21 protein-coding genes and 1 pseudogene are annotated in these 17,382 nt (G+C 35.3%); all 22 read left to right on the top strand.

The features are described from left to right. The 22 genes and pseudogenes from D9782_RS18390 (at window position 1) to D9782_RS18290 (ending at window position 17,328) form a co-directional block, all read left to right on the top strand. A complete protein-coding gene (locus D9782_RS18390; RefSeq protein WP_121605387.1) occupies window positions 1-1,446 on the top strand; it encodes a phage tail domain-containing protein in 1,446 nt (481 codons plus the stop codon). Window positions 1,447-1,457: 11 nt separating this feature from the next. Next, window positions 1,458-4,064 (top strand): phage tail spike protein, encoded by a 2,607-nt coding sequence (locus D9782_RS18385; protein WP_121605386.1) that lies wholly within the window; start codon window positions 1,458-1,460, stop codon window positions 4,062-4,064. Next, window positions 4,058-4,354, top strand: a complete 297-nt coding sequence (locus D9782_RS18380) for a hypothetical protein (RefSeq protein WP_121605385.1) — start codon at window positions 4,058-4,060, stop codon at window positions 4,352-4,354. Before D9782_RS18385 ends, D9782_RS18380 begins: the two co-directional genes overlap by 7 nt. Continuing rightward, window positions 4,355-4,486 (top strand): hypothetical protein, encoded by a 132-nt coding sequence (locus D9782_RS23835; RefSeq protein ID WP_255637429.1) that lies wholly within the window; start codon window positions 4,355-4,357, stop codon window positions 4,484-4,486. It abuts the gene before it with no gap. Window positions 4,487-4,525: 39 nt separating this feature from the next. Continuing rightward, a complete protein-coding gene (locus D9782_RS18375; protein ID WP_121605384.1) occupies window positions 4,526-4,828 on the top strand; it encodes a hypothetical protein in 303 nt (100 codons plus the stop codon). Between the two features lie 45 nt (window positions 4,829-4,873). Next, on the top strand, window positions 4,874-5,101 hold the full coding sequence (locus D9782_RS18370) for a phage holin (protein ID WP_121605383.1): 228 nt from the start codon (window positions 4,874-4,876) through the stop codon (window positions 5,099-5,101). Continuing rightward, window positions 5,101-6,018, top strand: coding sequence for an N-acetylmuramoyl-L-alanine amidase (locus D9782_RS23885; RefSeq protein WP_121605382.1), 918 nt, complete (start codon window positions 5,101-5,103; stop codon window positions 6,016-6,018). Before D9782_RS18370 ends, D9782_RS23885 begins: the two co-directional genes overlap by 1 nt. A gap of 195 nt (window positions 6,019-6,213) precedes the next feature. Then, window positions 6,214-6,558 carry a hypothetical protein gene (locus D9782_RS18360; protein WP_121605381.1) on the top strand — a complete coding sequence of 115 codons (345 nt, stop codon included), beginning with the start codon at window positions 6,214-6,216 and terminating at the stop codon, window positions 6,556-6,558. 352 nt (window positions 6,559-6,910) lie between these two features. Beyond that, window positions 6,911-7,168 (top strand): hypothetical protein, encoded by a 258-nt coding sequence (locus tag D9782_RS23360; RefSeq protein WP_205601740.1) that lies wholly within the window; start codon window positions 6,911-6,913, stop codon window positions 7,166-7,168. Beyond that, window positions 7,168-7,677 carry a hypothetical protein gene (locus tag D9782_RS18350; protein ID WP_026681325.1) on the top strand — a complete coding sequence of 170 codons (510 nt, stop codon included), beginning with the start codon at window positions 7,168-7,170 and terminating at the stop codon, window positions 7,675-7,677. Before D9782_RS23360 ends, D9782_RS18350 begins: the two co-directional genes overlap by 1 nt. Before the next feature lie 100 nt (window positions 7,678-7,777). Beyond that, window positions 7,778-7,990 carry a hypothetical protein gene (locus D9782_RS18345; protein ID WP_121605379.1) on the top strand — a complete coding sequence of 71 codons (213 nt, stop codon included), beginning with the start codon at window positions 7,778-7,780 and terminating at the stop codon, window positions 7,988-7,990. A 197-nt stretch (window positions 7,991-8,187) separates the two neighbouring features. Beyond that, the gene (locus D9782_RS18340; RefSeq protein WP_121605378.1) at window positions 8,188-8,463 is read left to right on the top strand and encodes a YolD-like family protein; all 276 of its coding nucleotides are present in this window, start codon (window positions 8,188-8,190) and stop codon (window positions 8,461-8,463) included. 91 nt (window positions 8,464-8,554) lie between these two features. Then, window positions 8,555-9,268: a hypothetical protein gene (locus D9782_RS18335; RefSeq protein WP_121605377.1), complete on the top strand. Its 714-nt coding sequence runs from the start codon at window positions 8,555-8,557 to the stop codon at window positions 9,266-9,268. Between the two features lie 181 nt (window positions 9,269-9,449). Further along, window positions 9,450-9,683: pseudogene (locus tag D9782_RS18330) on the top strand (JAB domain-containing protein); the annotation flags it as partial. Between the two features lie 288 nt (window positions 9,684-9,971). Further along, window positions 9,972-10,499, top strand: a complete 528-nt coding sequence (locus D9782_RS18325) for a hypothetical protein (protein WP_026681289.1) — start codon at window positions 9,972-9,974, stop codon at window positions 10,497-10,499. Window positions 10,500-11,184: 685 nt separating this feature from the next. After that, complete coding sequence (locus D9782_RS18320; RefSeq protein WP_026681288.1) at window positions 11,185-12,225, top strand: rod shape-determining protein; 1,041 nt, start codon at window positions 11,185-11,187, stop codon at window positions 12,223-12,225. Between the two features lie 12 nt (window positions 12,226-12,237). Beyond that, on the top strand, window positions 12,238-13,140 hold the full coding sequence (mreC, locus tag D9782_RS18315; RefSeq protein ID WP_121605376.1) for a rod shape-determining protein MreC: 903 nt from the start codon (window positions 12,238-12,240) through the stop codon (window positions 13,138-13,140). Continuing rightward, window positions 13,140-13,679: a rod shape-determining protein MreD gene (gene mreD, locus D9782_RS18310; protein ID WP_026681286.1), complete on the top strand. Its 540-nt coding sequence runs from the start codon at window positions 13,140-13,142 to the stop codon at window positions 13,677-13,679. Before mreC ends, mreD begins: the two co-directional genes overlap by 1 nt. 76 nt (window positions 13,680-13,755) lie before the next feature. Next, entirely contained in the window at window positions 13,756-14,415 is a 660-nt protein-coding gene (gene minC, locus D9782_RS18305; RefSeq protein WP_034679021.1) for a septum site-determining protein MinC, read from the top strand. After that, window positions 14,408-15,208 (top strand): septum site-determining protein MinD, encoded by an 801-nt coding sequence (gene minD / locus D9782_RS18300; RefSeq protein WP_026681284.1) that lies wholly within the window; start codon window positions 14,408-14,410, stop codon window positions 15,206-15,208. The genes minC and minD overlap by 8 nt, the downstream gene beginning before the upstream one ends. Window positions 15,209-15,713: 505 nt before the next feature. Then, the gene (locus tag D9782_RS18295) at window positions 15,714-16,475 is read left to right on the top strand and encodes a M23 family metallopeptidase (RefSeq protein ID WP_121605375.1); all 762 of its coding nucleotides are present in this window, start codon (window positions 15,714-15,716) and stop codon (window positions 16,473-16,475) included. Further along, window positions 16,465-17,328: a site-2 protease family protein gene (locus D9782_RS18290; protein WP_034678992.1), complete on the top strand. Its 864-nt coding sequence runs from the start codon at window positions 16,465-16,467 to the stop codon at window positions 17,326-17,328. The genes D9782_RS18295 and D9782_RS18290 overlap by 11 nt, the downstream gene beginning before the upstream one ends. Window positions 17,329-17,382: the final 54 nt, after the last annotated feature.

Raw genomic sequence — 17,382 nt, 5'->3', positions numbered from 1 at the left:
GTGAAAAGTGAGCTTAATTTTATTGTTAAAAAAGATGATCAAGTCTTTGATATGCATGAGTTAGGTATATGGGTACAATCTTTTCATATTCTCTCACCTAATATAAATCGTTCAAAATTGGTAGTACCTAGTATGGCAGGAGCGCATCTATCTTCCACTCAAGAAGGCGAGAGAAGAGTATCTATTGAAATGTTAATAGAATCGGACAGCATGATTGGATTTGATCAATTAAAACATCAAATTTTTGACCTTTTCTATTCTAAAGACAAATTAACCATTATTCGAGATTTAACACCAGATAAAGAAATGTATGTGATGCAAGAAGGCGATTATGATATTGATAGTATTACCTGTTCTGATGGCGAATTTAATATCACATTAATTATGTTAGATCCTTATTTATATGGCGAAGAACAATCACGCGAATTCACTTCTGATGTATTTACTATAGAAAACGAAGGAACCATCGAAGCTCAACCAATATTTGAATTAGACGTTTTGGCTCCTGTAACTTTTGCAATGGTTCAAAATGATAATGAGGATTATCAAATGATAGGCATTCCTGTAGAAGTTGATACTGAAGTTGTAGATAAAACAACTCAAATAATTTATGAATATGGTCAAACTCTCAATGAGTGGTACACGCCATCAGGGAATTGGTCAGGGAATTTCGCTTCAACTGGAACGGCTATTGTTGTAGATAATTGGGGGGCTGGTGAAGAATGGCATGGTCCAGCTTTAATGAAAGAAATAGATCCGTTAGATGACTACGAGATTGAATTATATGTATATACAAGAACAGAGAGAGAGGATCAAACTTTTAGAGTCAGCACCAACTATTACGATGAAAATATGAATCAACTAGGTATGCTAAGGTTGTGGGATAAAACAACGAATCAAGTTAGAAAAGTTGTTGAAGCAAGAGTTGGACCTTATGTTGGAGATGATATCAATTATTTAATATCTCATCGAAACTATAATATACAAGGACAACGAGTGTGGGGCGGTATTGTAAGATTACGTAAAGAAGGAAATAAACTCACTTTTTATGCAGCTAGAGTTACGCAAGGCGGTAGACATGTGTCATCTGTTAAACAAGTGTATATGGATGTAAACAAGGAATATGCAGGTAGGTTGAAGTATATACGCTTTGATATGGCAAATTACGGTGATACAAGAACTCCAAATGAGGTTAGAATCGAACATTTGAAAGTAAGAAAAATATCAAAAATAAAGGTTGATCAAACACCCTATATCGCCTATCCGGGTGATACTATAACCTTTGATCATCATAACAAGGAATTGCTTATAAACGGTGAAGATGTAAAGGAGCTCAAAGATTTTGGAGGTTCTTTTTTTGATTTAGACAAAGGGCCTAATCAATTGGTTGTGCACCCGTCTGAAAGTTTTAATACACGTATTAAATATCGTAACAGATATAGATAAGAGGTGATGAAGTGATACATGTTATTGATTCGCAATTAGATGAGATAGTTGCAATCATCCCAACGGATGAGTTTTGGGATGACGATTATACACGATCATTAGAAACAATGGTAGAAACATTTGAATATACGACATTTGCCAACAAACCGTACTCGGAATACTTGACTGGAAGAAATAAAATAATTATTACGGATGAAGATAGTGGATTTCGTGAGATGATCATTTGGCAGGCTGAGAAACTACATGCAGAAAGTAAAGAAATGCTTGTGTTCACAAAGGCCAGTTATAATACGCTTAATACAGCGCAGGTAATCAAGCCAAAAACATTAGAAAGCCAAAAAGCAAGTGCGGCTGCAGGAATTGCATTAAACAATACAGAGTGGCGTGTCGGCGTTGTAGAAAGCGAAGCTACAAGAACAATTCATATAGAAAAGCATACAAATCCTTATGCGCTATTGAAACGGATTGCAACTGAATATAGTCTTGAATTGAATTTTCGCATAGAAATAAGTGGAAATAAAATAACAGGTAGATATGTTGATTTAGTTGAACAAATTGGACAGTGGAGAGGAAGAGAGATTGAGTTCGGAAAGGACTTACTAAGTATAAGGCGAAGGGAAGCTACGGACAACATTTACACTGCTCTAGTTGGGCTTGGACCTGAAAAAGAAGATGGTACTCGATTAGAAGTTTTTGTTGAAGATAAGGAAGCCTTACAACGATGGGGAAGACCTGACCCAGTAACAGGAAATTTACAACATATAATTGGCACATATGAACCGCAGTCGACAGATCAAAATATGAATCAAAGTAGATTACACGAATTGACGGAAAATGAGTTGGAAAAGCGTGTTAAAGAGGTTATTGAATATGAAGTAGGATTGGCTGACTTAGAGCACGTACCAGGTATGGAAAACGAAAAAATACGTTTTGGAGATACCTTAAAGATTAAAGATACAAAATTTAATCCTCCTCTCTATGTCGAAGCGAGAGTTTTTGAAGTATCTGGAAGTATAAAAAGACGTGGAAAAAAGAAAGTTAAATTAGGCGATTTTATTGAATATACCGAAGAAGAGGTACTCGATATATGGCGTTCCTTACAAGATGAAATTAACCGAAAAATTGGTTTAGAAACGATGATGAAATACGCAGAACCAAAGAAAGTAATGTCAGATACACCACCTGAACAAAACGAAAACGTCATTTGGGTAGACACATCTCTAGAACCATATGTACCCAAAGTACACAATTTCGGCGAATGGCAAAAGATGACACCTACAGAATCATATGAAGTGGGAGCATATAACAAAAGTGAAGTAGATGATATATCTAAAGATGCCTCAAGGCTAACAGAGGGAATCATTGATGTTGACTCTGTACCATTACGGACATCTGTGACTGGTGCAAGAATAGCGTGGGATGGTGTAAATGGATTAATCCAGTATGACATGGAAGGAAATGTTGTTGGTAGGATGAGTTTGGATGGAACCTCCTATTTTAAAAATGGCTATTTTGAGGGGGAAATACAGGCACAAACAGGTCATTTTAGTGGTGATGTTAGTGGTGCAAGTGGAACGTTCGGAAATGTAACGGTCAAAAATGGAGATTTCACACTAGAAGATGATGTAACAAGTACGCCATACAGTGCTACACCAAAGCGAAACCTCATTAAAGATCATTCATTTGAATTAATCAGACAAGACCCTGATTCATTAAATTCTGACAGCCTAAAATATAACTGGTTAGAAATATTACCAAACAAATTTCCTTTAGAAGATTCACATTGGGAAAGAAGGGGATCGCCAAAAGTAGCTATTCAATTTGCGCCGGATTCCAAAGAAGCACTAGCGATGTTTGGAGAAAAAGCGATAATCGTTCGTAATGCTAACTATGTTAGGCAGTACGTATACGAGGGAGTTGGCGCGGGGTCTATTTATACAGTTAGCGCATTTTTTAAACGCCAATGGCAAGTTGTTGGTGGAGGAATTCCAAGAATAGAAATTTGGCATGTCAATGCAGCAGGAAACCGAGTATCTAAGATAGTTAATTCAACTTTTGATTCAGTAAATAATGATTATTCTATTTCTCGTCATGCGACTACATTCTCTGTACCATCATCTTTTGTGTCTGGTGATTCATTAGAGGTGATTATTAGTGGCGGTAATGACAAATGGGTTCAATGCGATGGTGTTCAAATGGTGGAAGGATCTATTTCATCAGTTTATCAACCAGAGGACAGTATTTGGGAAATTGCTAAAGGTAATTATCGGCCAGTGCAAAAAATGGATTATCTGTGGAATGGTTACGTTTATCCATTAGATAATCAAACTATCTATCCTCAAAAAACATTGGATCAATGTGTAAATGGTTGGGTATTAGAGTGGTCAAGGTACTATCCAGGGGAAGGCTTAAGGGATATACAATTTCATCACACATATATCCCTAAACAGATGGGTTTATTACATGCTGGTGAATCTTATTCTATTTTGGTTCCGCAATCAGCAGCAACAACCATACACAAGTATCTGTATATTTACAATAACCGAATTAAAGGACATGCTGATAATGACGCAGGTAGTTCAGAACGAGCTGCATTAAGGGCGGTGTACGAATGGTAAAGATACATTTTAATATTGATGAGAATAATCGAATAAGGGATGGATGGTCGTCCACATCAACCAGAAATCAAAATGAGATTGTCTTACATGTGGCAGAAGACCACGAAGTATTGACTAATGCAGAAGTATTTAAATATGAAAATGGAGAGCTAGTAAAAGATGTGGAGTACCAACAACAATTACTTAAACAACAACAGGAAATAGATAATAAACCTTCTCCTGATAAAGTTAATGCAATAGCTACACTAGAATTAGCTGAGACTGTAGCAGAAATGAAAGGGGGGAATTAAATGTTGGCTATATTGTTTACTACTCAAATTATTGAAGGTAACTGGACATATGCACGAGTGCCAAGTCTTTGGAAAGAAGATGTAAGAGTTTTGTTAATCGCAGAAGGTAGAGAGGATTTAATAAACGCTTAGTAGGCGTTATTTTTTATGTCTTAAAACAGGGGGTTGAGTATGGTCGAATTAGGAGTATTAATATCAATTGTATCAGTAATTATTGCAGGCTTTGCAGCATTAATTGGTTATCAAACTTACCAATTTAAAAAAAGTAACACAGCTAAGAGTAATACAAAAAATGATGCCGAACAAAGCGCAGAAGTAAGGGCAGAGTTAGGTTATATCAGAAAGGGGGTAGATGACATACGAATTGATTTAAAGGCAAATGAGAAGAACATCGCTCATTTAAATGAACGTGTAACCAGAGTTGAAGAATCAACCAAACAAGCACACAAGCGAATAGACACAATGGAAAGTTAGTCCTAGTAATAGGGCTATTTTTATTTTACGAGGAGGAATATAAAAATGAAACAAGCAATTGTAAGACTTGTCGTATTAGCAATTTTACTAGCAAATCAGACATTAGTTGTCTATGGATGGGATCCACTACCATTTACTGAAGATCAAATTTATCAAGGTGTGTCAACAGCAGCTACAATTGGCGTAGCTGTATGGGCGTGGTTTAAAGATAATCCTGTTACTAAACAAGGTAAGCATAATGAAAAGTTTTTGAAGCAAAGGGGGATGAAATAATGCCAAAAATAATAAAAGATTTTATACCTAAATCTCAAACGAATCAACGCCCTGGTCATTCTATGAAACCAAGATATTTAACAGTCCACGGTACTGCTAACGAAAAGAAGGGTGCAGATGCAGAAATGCACAGTCGGTATTTGCATAATGGTGCAGGTGGCCGAGTGGTTGTTTGGCACTACACTGTCGATGACAAAGAAATATACCAACACATTCCAACGAATGAAAATGGCTGGCATGCTGGCGATGGTAACGGAACAGGAAATCGACAATCAATTGGAATTGAAATATGTGAAAACAGCGATGGAGACTTTAACAAAGCGGTTAAAAATGCCCAATGGCTTATTAAAAAATTAATGAAAGAACACAACATACCTATTGAACGTGTTGTACCTCATAAGCATTGGTCTGGCAAAAACTGCCCTCGCTTGTTGCTGAATATGTGGAGTACATTTATAGATGGCATTGAGGGTAAAACCGTCGAAGCACCTAACCAACAAGTTGGATCCGAAACAGTAACTAATGGATCTATTGTAGATTATCTTAATAGCATTGGCAAAAACTCTAGCTTTGGTGCACGTAAGAAATATGCTGCTGAATACGGCATTAAAGGTTATAAAGGTACAGCTAAACAAAACACTACATTGCTTAACAAAATGCGTAAGGGTAAACCATCTAAACCTAGTCAAGCCAAAGGTACCGTTCAGTTGCCTGCATCTGCAAAGACCTGGAGAACGTACAAACTTAATGTTAAACCTGTAAAGAAAAATAGTGATTGGAGCCTTACTCCTGCTAGGTATGGTGGATTAACATATAAAATATTAGATAAACCATATCCAGATGTAGTAACTATTAAAACAGGCAGAGGTAAGCGTAATATTTATGTTGGTTCTGGTACTAGTGCTGTGATTAAGTAAGCCAAGTGACAGTTAGCAGTAAATATGTTGAGTGAATGAAAGTAAGACCTATCTCAACTAAAAAGGTAAGTATAACATTTATCGTAAGGTAAGAATCTGTATTAAGTGTTTTTAGATATTTATTTATGTATAAGTATATTGTTAGTTGATAAAAATATTTTAAGAGTTAATATTATGCAGGAGGTACTTATAGAAATGTCTAATGAACACACTTATGAACACGCCTGGTCTTGTGAGAAGCCCTCATCTGAATCTCACACTTGGTCCTTTAAACATGCATGTGATGCATGTTTACAGCAAATTCATGCTGAACATGGAATAGACTATAGAGTAACTGATATCACATTTGAAGATTTAGGTAGAGAAACAAAAACTCATGTTGATTGGACTGGTAAGAGAACTTGGAAATGTACGCACAAAGTTAAAGCTACTTATAAAGTTGAACATAGGGGATCAACTGAAACGTTGGCTGATATGGAATACTTTGAAGAGACACTTAATATCAAGTATAAAGTAAAAAATGTAAACTATGGCATCTAATTTGGTTTAAGTAAACATCATGCCCTGCCTTTTGGTGGGGTGGGTTTATTTTTTATCAAAAGAAGGAAATATTATAGTAGATACAGAATATAATAAGTAAGGGATTAAAATACCGCTTGGAAATAATTACCGATTTTGATACTATTGAACTAGTTATATTTTTAGGCGGTGTGTTTCAGTGAAACTAATATTGACTCTATCTAGTTTAGCGATAATATATAAAACCACAATGGTCACCGGAGATCCGTCAAATTTATTTAGTAATTTGCTTGTACTGTATGCAATGTATTTATTAAGTTATAATGATTATTCAGAAAAACTTAAAGAAGGATTTCTCAAGTTTACTCGGGGATTGGTTATAATAGTGGGTTTTATTTGCTTTATAGGCTGGATAGACATTATAACTATTAGTGAGATTGACAATCAATATTATATAAGTATTTCTGAAGACATGAGGCTAGGTAACAAACCTATTTTAAATGTTCATACATTTTTCATTATACTTGCAACAAAATTAGCTTTACTATCTGGCTTAGAGTGGTCTGTTGGTGTGAAAGATCATGATTATGAACATGATAAGCATTCAAAAAGAGAAAGGGGCGTAAGTTGATGATTACTTTTATATTAATAATATTAGTCGCATCTGTGATCGGTGTACAAATGGGAATATTTTCAGTATTAAAACAAAAGAACATCTCTAATTTAAGATCAGTCATATACTCATTTGGAATTTATATTATGCCTTTCCTAATTATTATCGCCCATATTCATTTATATAAGAATCGTTATTTACTTATACAAAATTTAGGTAGAAAACGGAACATGAGTCAAGAAGAACTGATAAGGTTTGGGGAAACTCTTAATAGTTTTCAATTCTTAATAGGTTCTATTTGGATTGGACTTAAAGACATTTTCACTTTAAAAGATAATCTAATAGTTTTAGTGCAAATGGCTAAAATATATGATAAAAAATATTCAAGTAAAAACACCAAGACTCTTTTAGAAAGAATCGGCATTATCGGTGTATTAAAAAAAATTATTGCATTAATGCGAGATGCGTTAGTAAGTCATGCTACCAATCAAGTATTCATATCGAAACATAAAGCCAAACATTCTTAATAACCTTCTCTTGTTTAAAGAGGGGGTTTCTTTTTTTTACCTTGAATCAGAACAAAAGTTCGCATATAATAAGAACAAACGTTCTGAAGGTGGTCTTATTATGAAAGGATTACTTAATCGTTCTGTGGAGAATAAGCAAAAAATCATTATCTTTTATATAGATATCAATAACAATGTTACGGAGCGTTATATCCGTGTGCTTGAAGTAAATGAAAAGAGTATACTGGCTTATTGTTACTACCGTAAAAAAGTGAGAACATTTAAGTTAGAAAATATCCTTTCAGCTGGATCAGTTCGGAAGAGAGCTATGTAAAAAATAAAGCCCCTCATAAGAGGGGAGGAAGGATAAACAGAAAGGGAACTCTAGGTATGGGAACTACTTACATTAAAATTATGTCCAACATAACACTTTTTATTCCCTGTTATTTGTTGGGCGATTTTTTCTCTTGAAAACAGAATGGATGTTCTTATATAATAATAGAAACAAATGTTCTTATTGGAGGTAATAATATGACTGCTGTGCCGAAACCACCTAAAGGTAAGAAGAAGTCGGCTAGTAACAGCCCGAAAATGACAGAAGATAAACTCTTGGAGATTTCTGAACGATTAGCTGACGCATTAGAATTTAAGAATGAGGTTACAATTACTACATATAGAAAAGGAAAGTACGAAAAATTTACAGGTATTATTGAAAGTGCAAACCCCGAAACGAAAATGATTACGTTTAATGTTGGTAATTTTGAACATCATAAGATCAGCGCAAATATTATTGTGGATATAGAATGAATGGTTAACCCCATCCTTGGTTGGATGGGGTTATTTTTTACTTATTTTATGGTAATATGTAGAAAAAAGGGGAGGATTGGTTTTAACTAATATGAAAAAAATATTTCTTATATTGATAATAGTGTTTATATTAAGTGCTTGTGGCAATGATCTAGTACATGAAGATATTAGGAATGATTATAAGCAAATCCAAGAAGTAGCTGACGAAGTGTATGAATCGGAAGAAGGTTCAAGCGAAAAGCAACAAAATCTGTATAACGATTTTTCTGACAAGTATATTATGGGGCAGTTCGAAGAAGAAAATGGAGATATATACAAAATGAATGACTTAGAAAAGGATTTAATTTACAAAGTACAAATTTTGTGGGGGGAAGCTATAACCAGTGAATTTAAAGAAGAACTATCGAGTGAAGATACATATGAAGAAACCAAAAAAGCGATTGACGAATATTTAAAACTTGATGAAATACCAGAAGATTTAAAAGGGAAGCACCCTACATATGAGTTAATAACTGGTTATCCAGATAAGTTTATTAAGGATACAAATGAGTTGTTTGATACTCTTGATTCGGAGATTAATAGCGAAGACCCAGTTTTTACAGAAAATGAGTACATACCACTTGAAAACTATATTAATAAATACAAGGGCGTTGACTTTGAGCATGACGGGAAATATTATCGCATAGATGAAGAATTGTGGGATATAGTAGATTTGTTTAAAGACATACAACTCGAAGTAGATGATGGCTATTTAAGGAATGAAACAATTGACGAGTTTAATATTCGGAAAGATACTTGGAAATAAAAAAGAAGGGCGTTAAAACCCTTCTTTATATATTTATCGTGACTAAAAAAGTGACGAACAGCTAATATTTATGTCACTTTTAATGAAGGAAGAAAAATCAAGATATATCAGTCTGTGCGCAAAACACTGTTATATCAACGTTTTAGAACTAAGCTAATTTATGACAAATCAAAGATACAAAAATGCCTCTATCGTCCATCCTAGGGAAGTATTTCGTGAAGCTGTCAAACGCTCTGCAGCCTCCATCATTGTTGTTCATAACCACCCTTCAGGGGACCCCACTCCTTCCCAAGAAGATATCCATGTAACGAGAAGATTGGTTGAATGTGGTAAAATGATAGGGATTGAATTAATCGATCATTTAGTGATTGGTGATCGAAAATATGTCTCTTTAAAAGAAAAAGGGTATATATAATTGTATGTCTACACGATGAGTATCCTTATTGTAAAGTTAAAAAATCGTTATATGCGAATTCACCATTTCCCATAAATACACAAAAATTAAATAAGACTACTGATGTTTCCATATGATTATACTTTTTTGAAGTTTTTTCTTTTGCATGGGTATGTTCATTGGATTTTTTCAACGTAAGAATAGTCGCCCTAGCTTAGGCTAAACAAAATATAGATGGATAGCGATGTTAGGAATTAGTAACGTGTGCAAAACAAAATGTGATGTGAAGCAAAAAGAGGTGGAGTGATCGTGGACATAAAAGATTTTTATTTTAAAGAGCAAGTATATGATTTAGACGATCTAATTAAAAATCCTAATGCTTATATTGGTGGATTTAATACCGAATCTCTCGTAACATTCATGAAAGCCAACAGAAAAAAATATATAGAAAGCGGAATTTTATTGATAGAAGGGGGAATCGCATTTACTTCAAGTTACAAGGAAATTGGCCAGTTGCCCATTTTTGATGATCTCCCTTCTTTATATGGTTATTACTTAAATGCGATGGAAGAATACTTGGAAGAAGGAATTGCTGCTTTTTATTATCCTAGTCAACCAATTGGTGTAAAACTAGAAAAATATGGAGGTAGTAAAACAAGATTAACGATAGATAATAATTCTTTAATTGTCAGCGAGGACGTTTTACTACAAGCTCTCGTTTATCATTCACAGCGCTTCTTTGATTTATTGGTAAAGCAGTTAAACCATAAAATGTATACGAATGAGCTTGTACAAATAGGAACAATTAAAAAGAGTATTTCAAAATTAATAATTTAACGTACTTCCGTAAGAAGTCTCCATCTTCAAGCGTGTGAAGGGCTTAGCCCAACGGTAAGGGGGGAGATGAATTTCGGTTGGGCGACAGCCCAAAGGCTTTTTTTCCTTTTTGTTCAAAGCACAACCCAACAGTGAATGATCGAAATTCAGCAAGTGCCTAATGAAAATATAAACTCTTGGAACAAGAGGGTTAGCTTGGTCCATTTTGACAGCTACCACAAGTGGCGATTATCCAAGACCCCCCCACTTCAAGCAACCCATAAGGTTGGTAAGTGATGGGAGTAGTTCACTTATTGTTTGCCTATTTCTGAAGGGAAGATGCATGAAATCAAAAAAAGCTCACATATGATATTTATAACACTATCTATTTTATAATTTTTTTCGTATAATTATATAGACGAATGATTGTTCAGCGCCATTTTTCAATTTAGATATGGAAAGTGGCGCTTGTTGAGCTTAGCATGAGTAGGAAAAACATGGTACAAGCAACCTTGTGTTTAAACCGGTACATAATCTATAAATAATGGTGTTGTGATATGTATCGCTGATCTTTTCGATGAAAATATTTTACTTTTTCATAGTGAAAAGAGATAATTGGAATCGATAAATTTTATTTTGCGAATAATGAATTGTTGTAATTCGTTACATATAACCACATGATTGTGATTTGGAAAGGAAGATCTTATTGGGATTATTTAATTTTTCTCAGGACTTAGGGATAGACTTGGGTACAGCTAATACATTAGTTTTTGTGAAAGGAAAAGGTGTTGTCGTAAGTGAGCCTTCTGTTGTAGCAAAAAATACGGCAACAGGCGATATTGAAGCGGTTGGAGGATCTGCTAGAAATATGATTGGGAGAACGCCTGGGAATATTTCTGTCATCCGTCCAATGAAAGATGGCGTAATTGCTGACTATGATACAACAGCGACAATGATGAAATATTATATTAAAAAGGCGATGAAAAATCGCTCTTATTTTGCTAAAAAGCCAAACGTAATGGTATGTGTACCTTCAGGTATTACAATGGTAGAAGAACGTGCTGTAATCGATGCAACAAAGCAAGCTGGTGCAAAAGAAGCCTATCCGATTTCCGAACCTTTTGCAGCAGCGATCGGTGCAGGGCTACCAGTATGGCAACCAACAGGCAGTATGATTGTTGACATCGGAGGTGGGACTACCGAAGTAGCAGTTATTTCTTTAGGGGGAGTCGTTACCAGTCAGTCCATTCGCACTGCTGGAGATGATATGGATGAAGCAATCACTAGCTATATTCGAAAGCAATACAGCTTGATGATTGGGGAAAGATCAGCGGAATCGATAAAGTTTGAAATAGCATCTGCGGGAAGTGATTCTCCTAAAGGTGAAATGGATATTCGCGGGAGAGATCTTTTAACGGGATTACCAAAAACGATCACGATTACTGCGGAAGAAATTGCTGATTCGTTAAAGGATACAGTAGATGCTATCGTTGAAGCAGTAAAGAGTACGTTAGAGAAAACACCTCCAGAGCTTGCGGCGGATATCATGGACCGTGGAATCGTCCTATCAGGTGGAGGTTCACTACTGAAAAACATAGATAAAGTCATTAGTGATGAGACAAAGATGCCTGTATTCATTACAGAAGACCCTTTAGAAAGTGTAGCGATTGGTACAGGTAAATCATTAGAATACATTCAGCATTTCCGTTCCCATCCGAATGTATCATCTCGTCCTAGTGTAGAATAAGTTGGTGTTTATATGTCTTTTTTACGTAAAAAACGTTTATTTATTTTATTAATCGGGTTTATTTTTTTCGTAGCATTAATTGGATTTTCTCTACGTGATAGAGAAAATCTGACGAATGTTGAAGAGTTTGTAAATGATACCGTTGGGTGGGCACAAGGTATTATTCATGCTCCAATAAATTTTATAACAGATATCATTGGAAATATTGATGACTTCAAAGATACGTACAATGAAAATCGCATACTCAAAGAGAAGTTAGCGGAATACAAAGGACTTATTTATGAAGTTCAAGAATTAAAAGAAGAGAACGAGGATTTAAGAAATACGCTGGATCTGAAGGATGATGACAACATTCGAGATTATACCCCAATCCAAGCTACGGTTATGTCAAGGTCACCGGAAAGATGGATTGAACAAGTAACAATTAATAAAGGATCCAATGATGGTGTAGAAGCAAATATGGCAGTAAGAACTCCTGAAGGTATGATCGGAAAAGTCCTTAAGGCATCTCCTAATACCTCAACAGTGCAATTGCTTACTGGTTTTGATCAATTTAATCGTATTTCGGGAAAAGTATCTAGAGGCGGAAAAGGTAAAGATAAAGATATTTTTGGCATGATTGAAGGATTTGACAAAGAAAGTAAAAGTCTCGTCTTTCGTATTATTGAAGAATCTGAAAAAGATTTAAAAGAAGGAGAGCTCGTTATCTCCTCTGGGATGGGCGGTGTATTCCCGTCTGGATTAGTAATTGGTACAGTGAAAGAGGTTGTACCGGATCAATATGGTTTAACCAAAACAGCACTGGTGGAGCCTGCTGCAAATATGTATGATATGAATCAAGTGATTGTGGTAGATCGTTCTGTTCAAGAAGATTTGAAGACAGATGAAGAGACGACGGAAGAGGAGGGCGAGTAATGAAACGTTTATACTTGCCTTTAATCCTATTCCTGCTCTTAGTATTAGAAGGTGTGGCGCTCGAATTATTGCCTGGTAATTTGCTTACAAGTGACTTGCTTATTGTTCCACATTGGGTACTTATTTTTTTAGTGTTTATTGCTATTTTTTATGATAAAGATCAAACGTATTTTTCCGTGTTGTATGCTTTACTATTTGGTCTCTTAATCGATATCGTATATACAGATGTATTAGGTGTCTATATGTTTTCTTATGCATTGATTATATATGCGGTACATGGTTTTAAAAAGTTGTTACATGGAAATATTTATGTTGCTATGTTGCTTGGTGTATGCGGGATTGCCCTGGCAGACGTTAGCATTCATCTGATATACACGGTTATAGGGAAAACGGATATGGTTTGGAAAGCTTATTTAATGCATCGAATGCTACCAACAATTGGATCTAATTTAGTATTTTTACTAATGCTGTATCCAATAGTTGTAAAAAAACTTACTACTTGGGGAAGAGAGCAATTAACAAAGAGTAATACAATATAAAAAATGGTTGCTCTAGATTCTCTTGTTATGTGAATGAGGTGAACGTGTGGTACAGGAAAAAAAACAATTGATTACAATGAAAGGCACGAAAGATGGACTTACACTGTTTATTGATGACACATGTTCGTTTGAAAAAGCTATTTTCGAACTCGATCATAAAATGAAGGAAAGCCGTCCAAAGCAGGATGAACCGATTGTTGCAGTGAGAGTTAAATTAGGTACCCGCTATCTACATGATGAGCAAATAGAACAGTTGAAACAAGTTATTGGTGCTAAAAATAGATTCACTATTCATTCTATTGAATCTGACGTTGTCCGACGTGAAGAGGCGCGTATGTGGCAGACGAATAGTGAGGTGAAAGCAATTAACCGTATTGTACGGTCAGGTCAAGTGCTACATGTTACCGGTGATCTCTTGCTTTTGGGTGATGTGAACCCCGGTGGAAAAGTAATCGCGACAGGTAATATTTACATAATGGGGAATTTACGAGGAATTGCTCATGCAGGAATTGATGGTGATAGAGAAGCATTCATAGCAGCATCTTTTATGAATCCAAGTCAGCTGCGAATTGCTGATTATATCAGTCGTGCTCCAGACTATGAATCTGATGGTGTGTATATGGAATGTGGTCTTGTAGATGAAGAGAAAGATAAAATTATAATTGATCGACTACAAGTACTTTCACATAGACGAAAAGAAATAAACAGATTCGAAAGGAGAATACAAAATGGGTGAAGCGATCGTTATTACATCTGGTAAAGGTGGAGTTGGTAAAACAACAACTACAGCCAATATAGGTACTGCATTAGCACTTATGGATAAGAAGGTTTGTTTAATAGATACAGATATCGGTCTAAGAAATCTCGATGTAGTGATGGGGCTCGAAAATAGAATCATTTACGATATTGTAGATGTTATTGAAGAGAGATGTAAGTTAAAACAAGCATTAATAAAAGATAAACGGTTTGATTATTTATCTGTACTTCCAGCTGCACAAACAAGTGATAAGTCTGCTGTTACGACAGAAGGCATGAAGAAAATAATCGCAGAGTTAAAACAAGAGTATGATTATATAATAATTGATTGTCCTGCTGGAATTGAACAAGGCTTTCAAAATGCGATTGTTGGTGCGGATAAAGCGATCGTTGTCACAACACCTGAGAAATCTAGTGTACGAGATGCAGATAGGATAATAGGATTATTAGAGAAAGAGGAGATGGCTGAGCCTCCACGATTAGTAATTAATCGAATTCGTAATCACATGATGAAAAGTGGGGATATGTTGGAAATAGATGAGGTCGTGCAGGTATTATCTATTGATTTAGTTGGAATTGTTATTGATGATGATGAAGTTATCAAGGCTTCCAATAAAGGAGAACCAGTAGCCTTTCAACCAACTACAAAGGCTTCTATAGCTTATCGAAATATTGCTCGAAGAATATTGGGAGAAACTGTCCCGTTACAGTCTCTAGATACTGAAAAAGGTATGATGCAAAAAGTGAAGAAGTTCTTTGGTATGCGCGCTTAATAATTGATTGGTGTTAGAATATCATTAAACCGAGAATTTCCATTCACAAATAGTAATGTTATTCTTTCATCGATATCTATAATATGGGATGCTTTCCTCGTGTACGGCCTTAGTTAACACTGCACATTAACTTTATGCTGAATTGCTTAATTTTTGGACTTGCAAGAGGCCAGCGTATTTCCTCTACTAGGTGTAACGGATCATTGTATGACTTCCTTTCGGTAGGAATTATCACATATCAAAAAAAGAACGATTCTGAACTACTATCTGGATATAACTTTGTATATTTGGATTATAGTTCAGAGTTTTTTTATCCCACATATAACTGGCAGTAGAACACCCACTTCAAGCAATAAAGTGAAATCAAAAATGGTAAGTGAGAGATAAACAAAATCCCCAACTGATTGGAGTTGCACTTTATTACTAGCATCTATATACTTTCTAACATATCTTGACTCATTGACTCATACACTTGTACAAATGCATGAGAAGGATTGTGAGGAATATGAGTAAAGGAATAAAAAAAGTGCGCCAATCAATTGAGCAACGTAAGAAGGCTCGAGGAGTTCCCTATTCAGGGAGTTCGAAAAAACAGTTTACTCCTCCTATCTTGCAGGAAGAGGAAAAACATGGCTATGCTCCAGTTATTTCTGATTCAGGAATGACAAGGGAGAGGCAGAATAGAATGGTATCGGGGTTTATGTTGAAAGGTATTCTTTCTGTATTGTTATTTTTGGGTGTTGCATTACTTTGGCAGATGGATTCACCAAGATTACAATCATCTAAAGAGTGGACAAGCAATGTATTAACAGAAGAGTTTCCTTTTGCGAAAGTGAATGTATGGTATCAAGATACTTTTGGCAGTCCTCTAGCATTTGTACCTGAAGAGAGTAAACAACAGGCAGAAGTTGCAGCTATGCCTGTAAATGGAAGTGTAGCAGAATCTTTCCAAACAAATGGAACGGGCATACGTATTGCACCTGAAGGACAAACAGAAGTTACGGCACTACAGGAAGGAATTGTTATCTTCGCTGGAAATGATCGTGAAACTAATAAAACCATTGTTGTTCAGCATCCAGATAGTAGTAAGACAACCTACGGACATTTAAGTAACATTGATGTTCATTTATATCAGCATGTTTCAGGTAATCAGAAGATTGGACAATTTACACCTAATGAAGAAAGTGACACGGTGTTTTTTTCAATAGAAAAGGACAATAATTACATTGACCCAGTACAGGTGATAAAAGTTGACGATGTCCAATAACTATCTACCTCATATTCATTTTCATCCAATACTATTAGTATTTATTATCATATCTTTTTTTACCGGAACATTTATGGAATTAGCTATCTTATTATTTATTGTTTTCTTTCATGAGATGGGTCATTTTATGATGGCTACTTTCTTTAAATGGCGGATTCGCAAGGTAATGCTCTGGGTCTTTGGTGGAGTGATGGATACGGATGAACACGGAAGTAAACCAATTCGAGAAGAGCTATTGGTCACCTGTGCTGGTCCGTTTCAGCACATCATTTTATTTATAGTTTTATTCCTCCTTGGAGATTTAGGAATGTTACCTCAAGCAGTGATGGATTTGTTTTTATATTATAATTCGATTATCCTTTTATTTAACTTGCTCCCGCTATGGCCATTAGATGGTGGGAAATTATTGTTTTTATGCTTATCGTCGTTAGTACCATATAAAAAGGCGTACTATGCAGTGATTATATTCTCAATGATTGCCAGCATCTTATTATTGCTCATCCAACTCATTACGCTACCGTTTACATTAAGTTCATTTTTTATATTTATCTTTTTATTTATGGAAAATAAAACGGAATGGAAACAAAGGTATTATGCATTTTTCCGATTCTTGCTAAAGCGTTACGAAGGGAAAAATCGTTTTGCTCGAAAGGTTTTGCCAATTCGTGTAAGCTCAGATCAATCATTATTGGAAGTGTTTTCACGATTTCATCGTGAGAAGCTGCATCCGATTTATATCATTTACCCAAATAACTATCGTCAATCTATTGACGAAGTCGCTTGTTTGCACAGTTATTTTAATGAAAAGCATTACGACAAAACAGTTGGAGAAATTGCTAGAAATTTAATATAAGCAAGTCGAATTTGCATGAGTTACTAAATTTCCATAACAAAGAGGCTGGGACAA

Origin of the sequence: Virgibacillus sp. Bac332 (genome assembly GCF_003667785.1) — a bacterium.
GTDB lineage: Bacteria > Bacillota > Bacilli > Bacillales > Amphibacillaceae > Virgibacillus > Virgibacillus salarius.
Note: the sequence above shows the minus strand (reverse complement) of the source record. Positions and strands in the feature narration are given on the sequence as shown.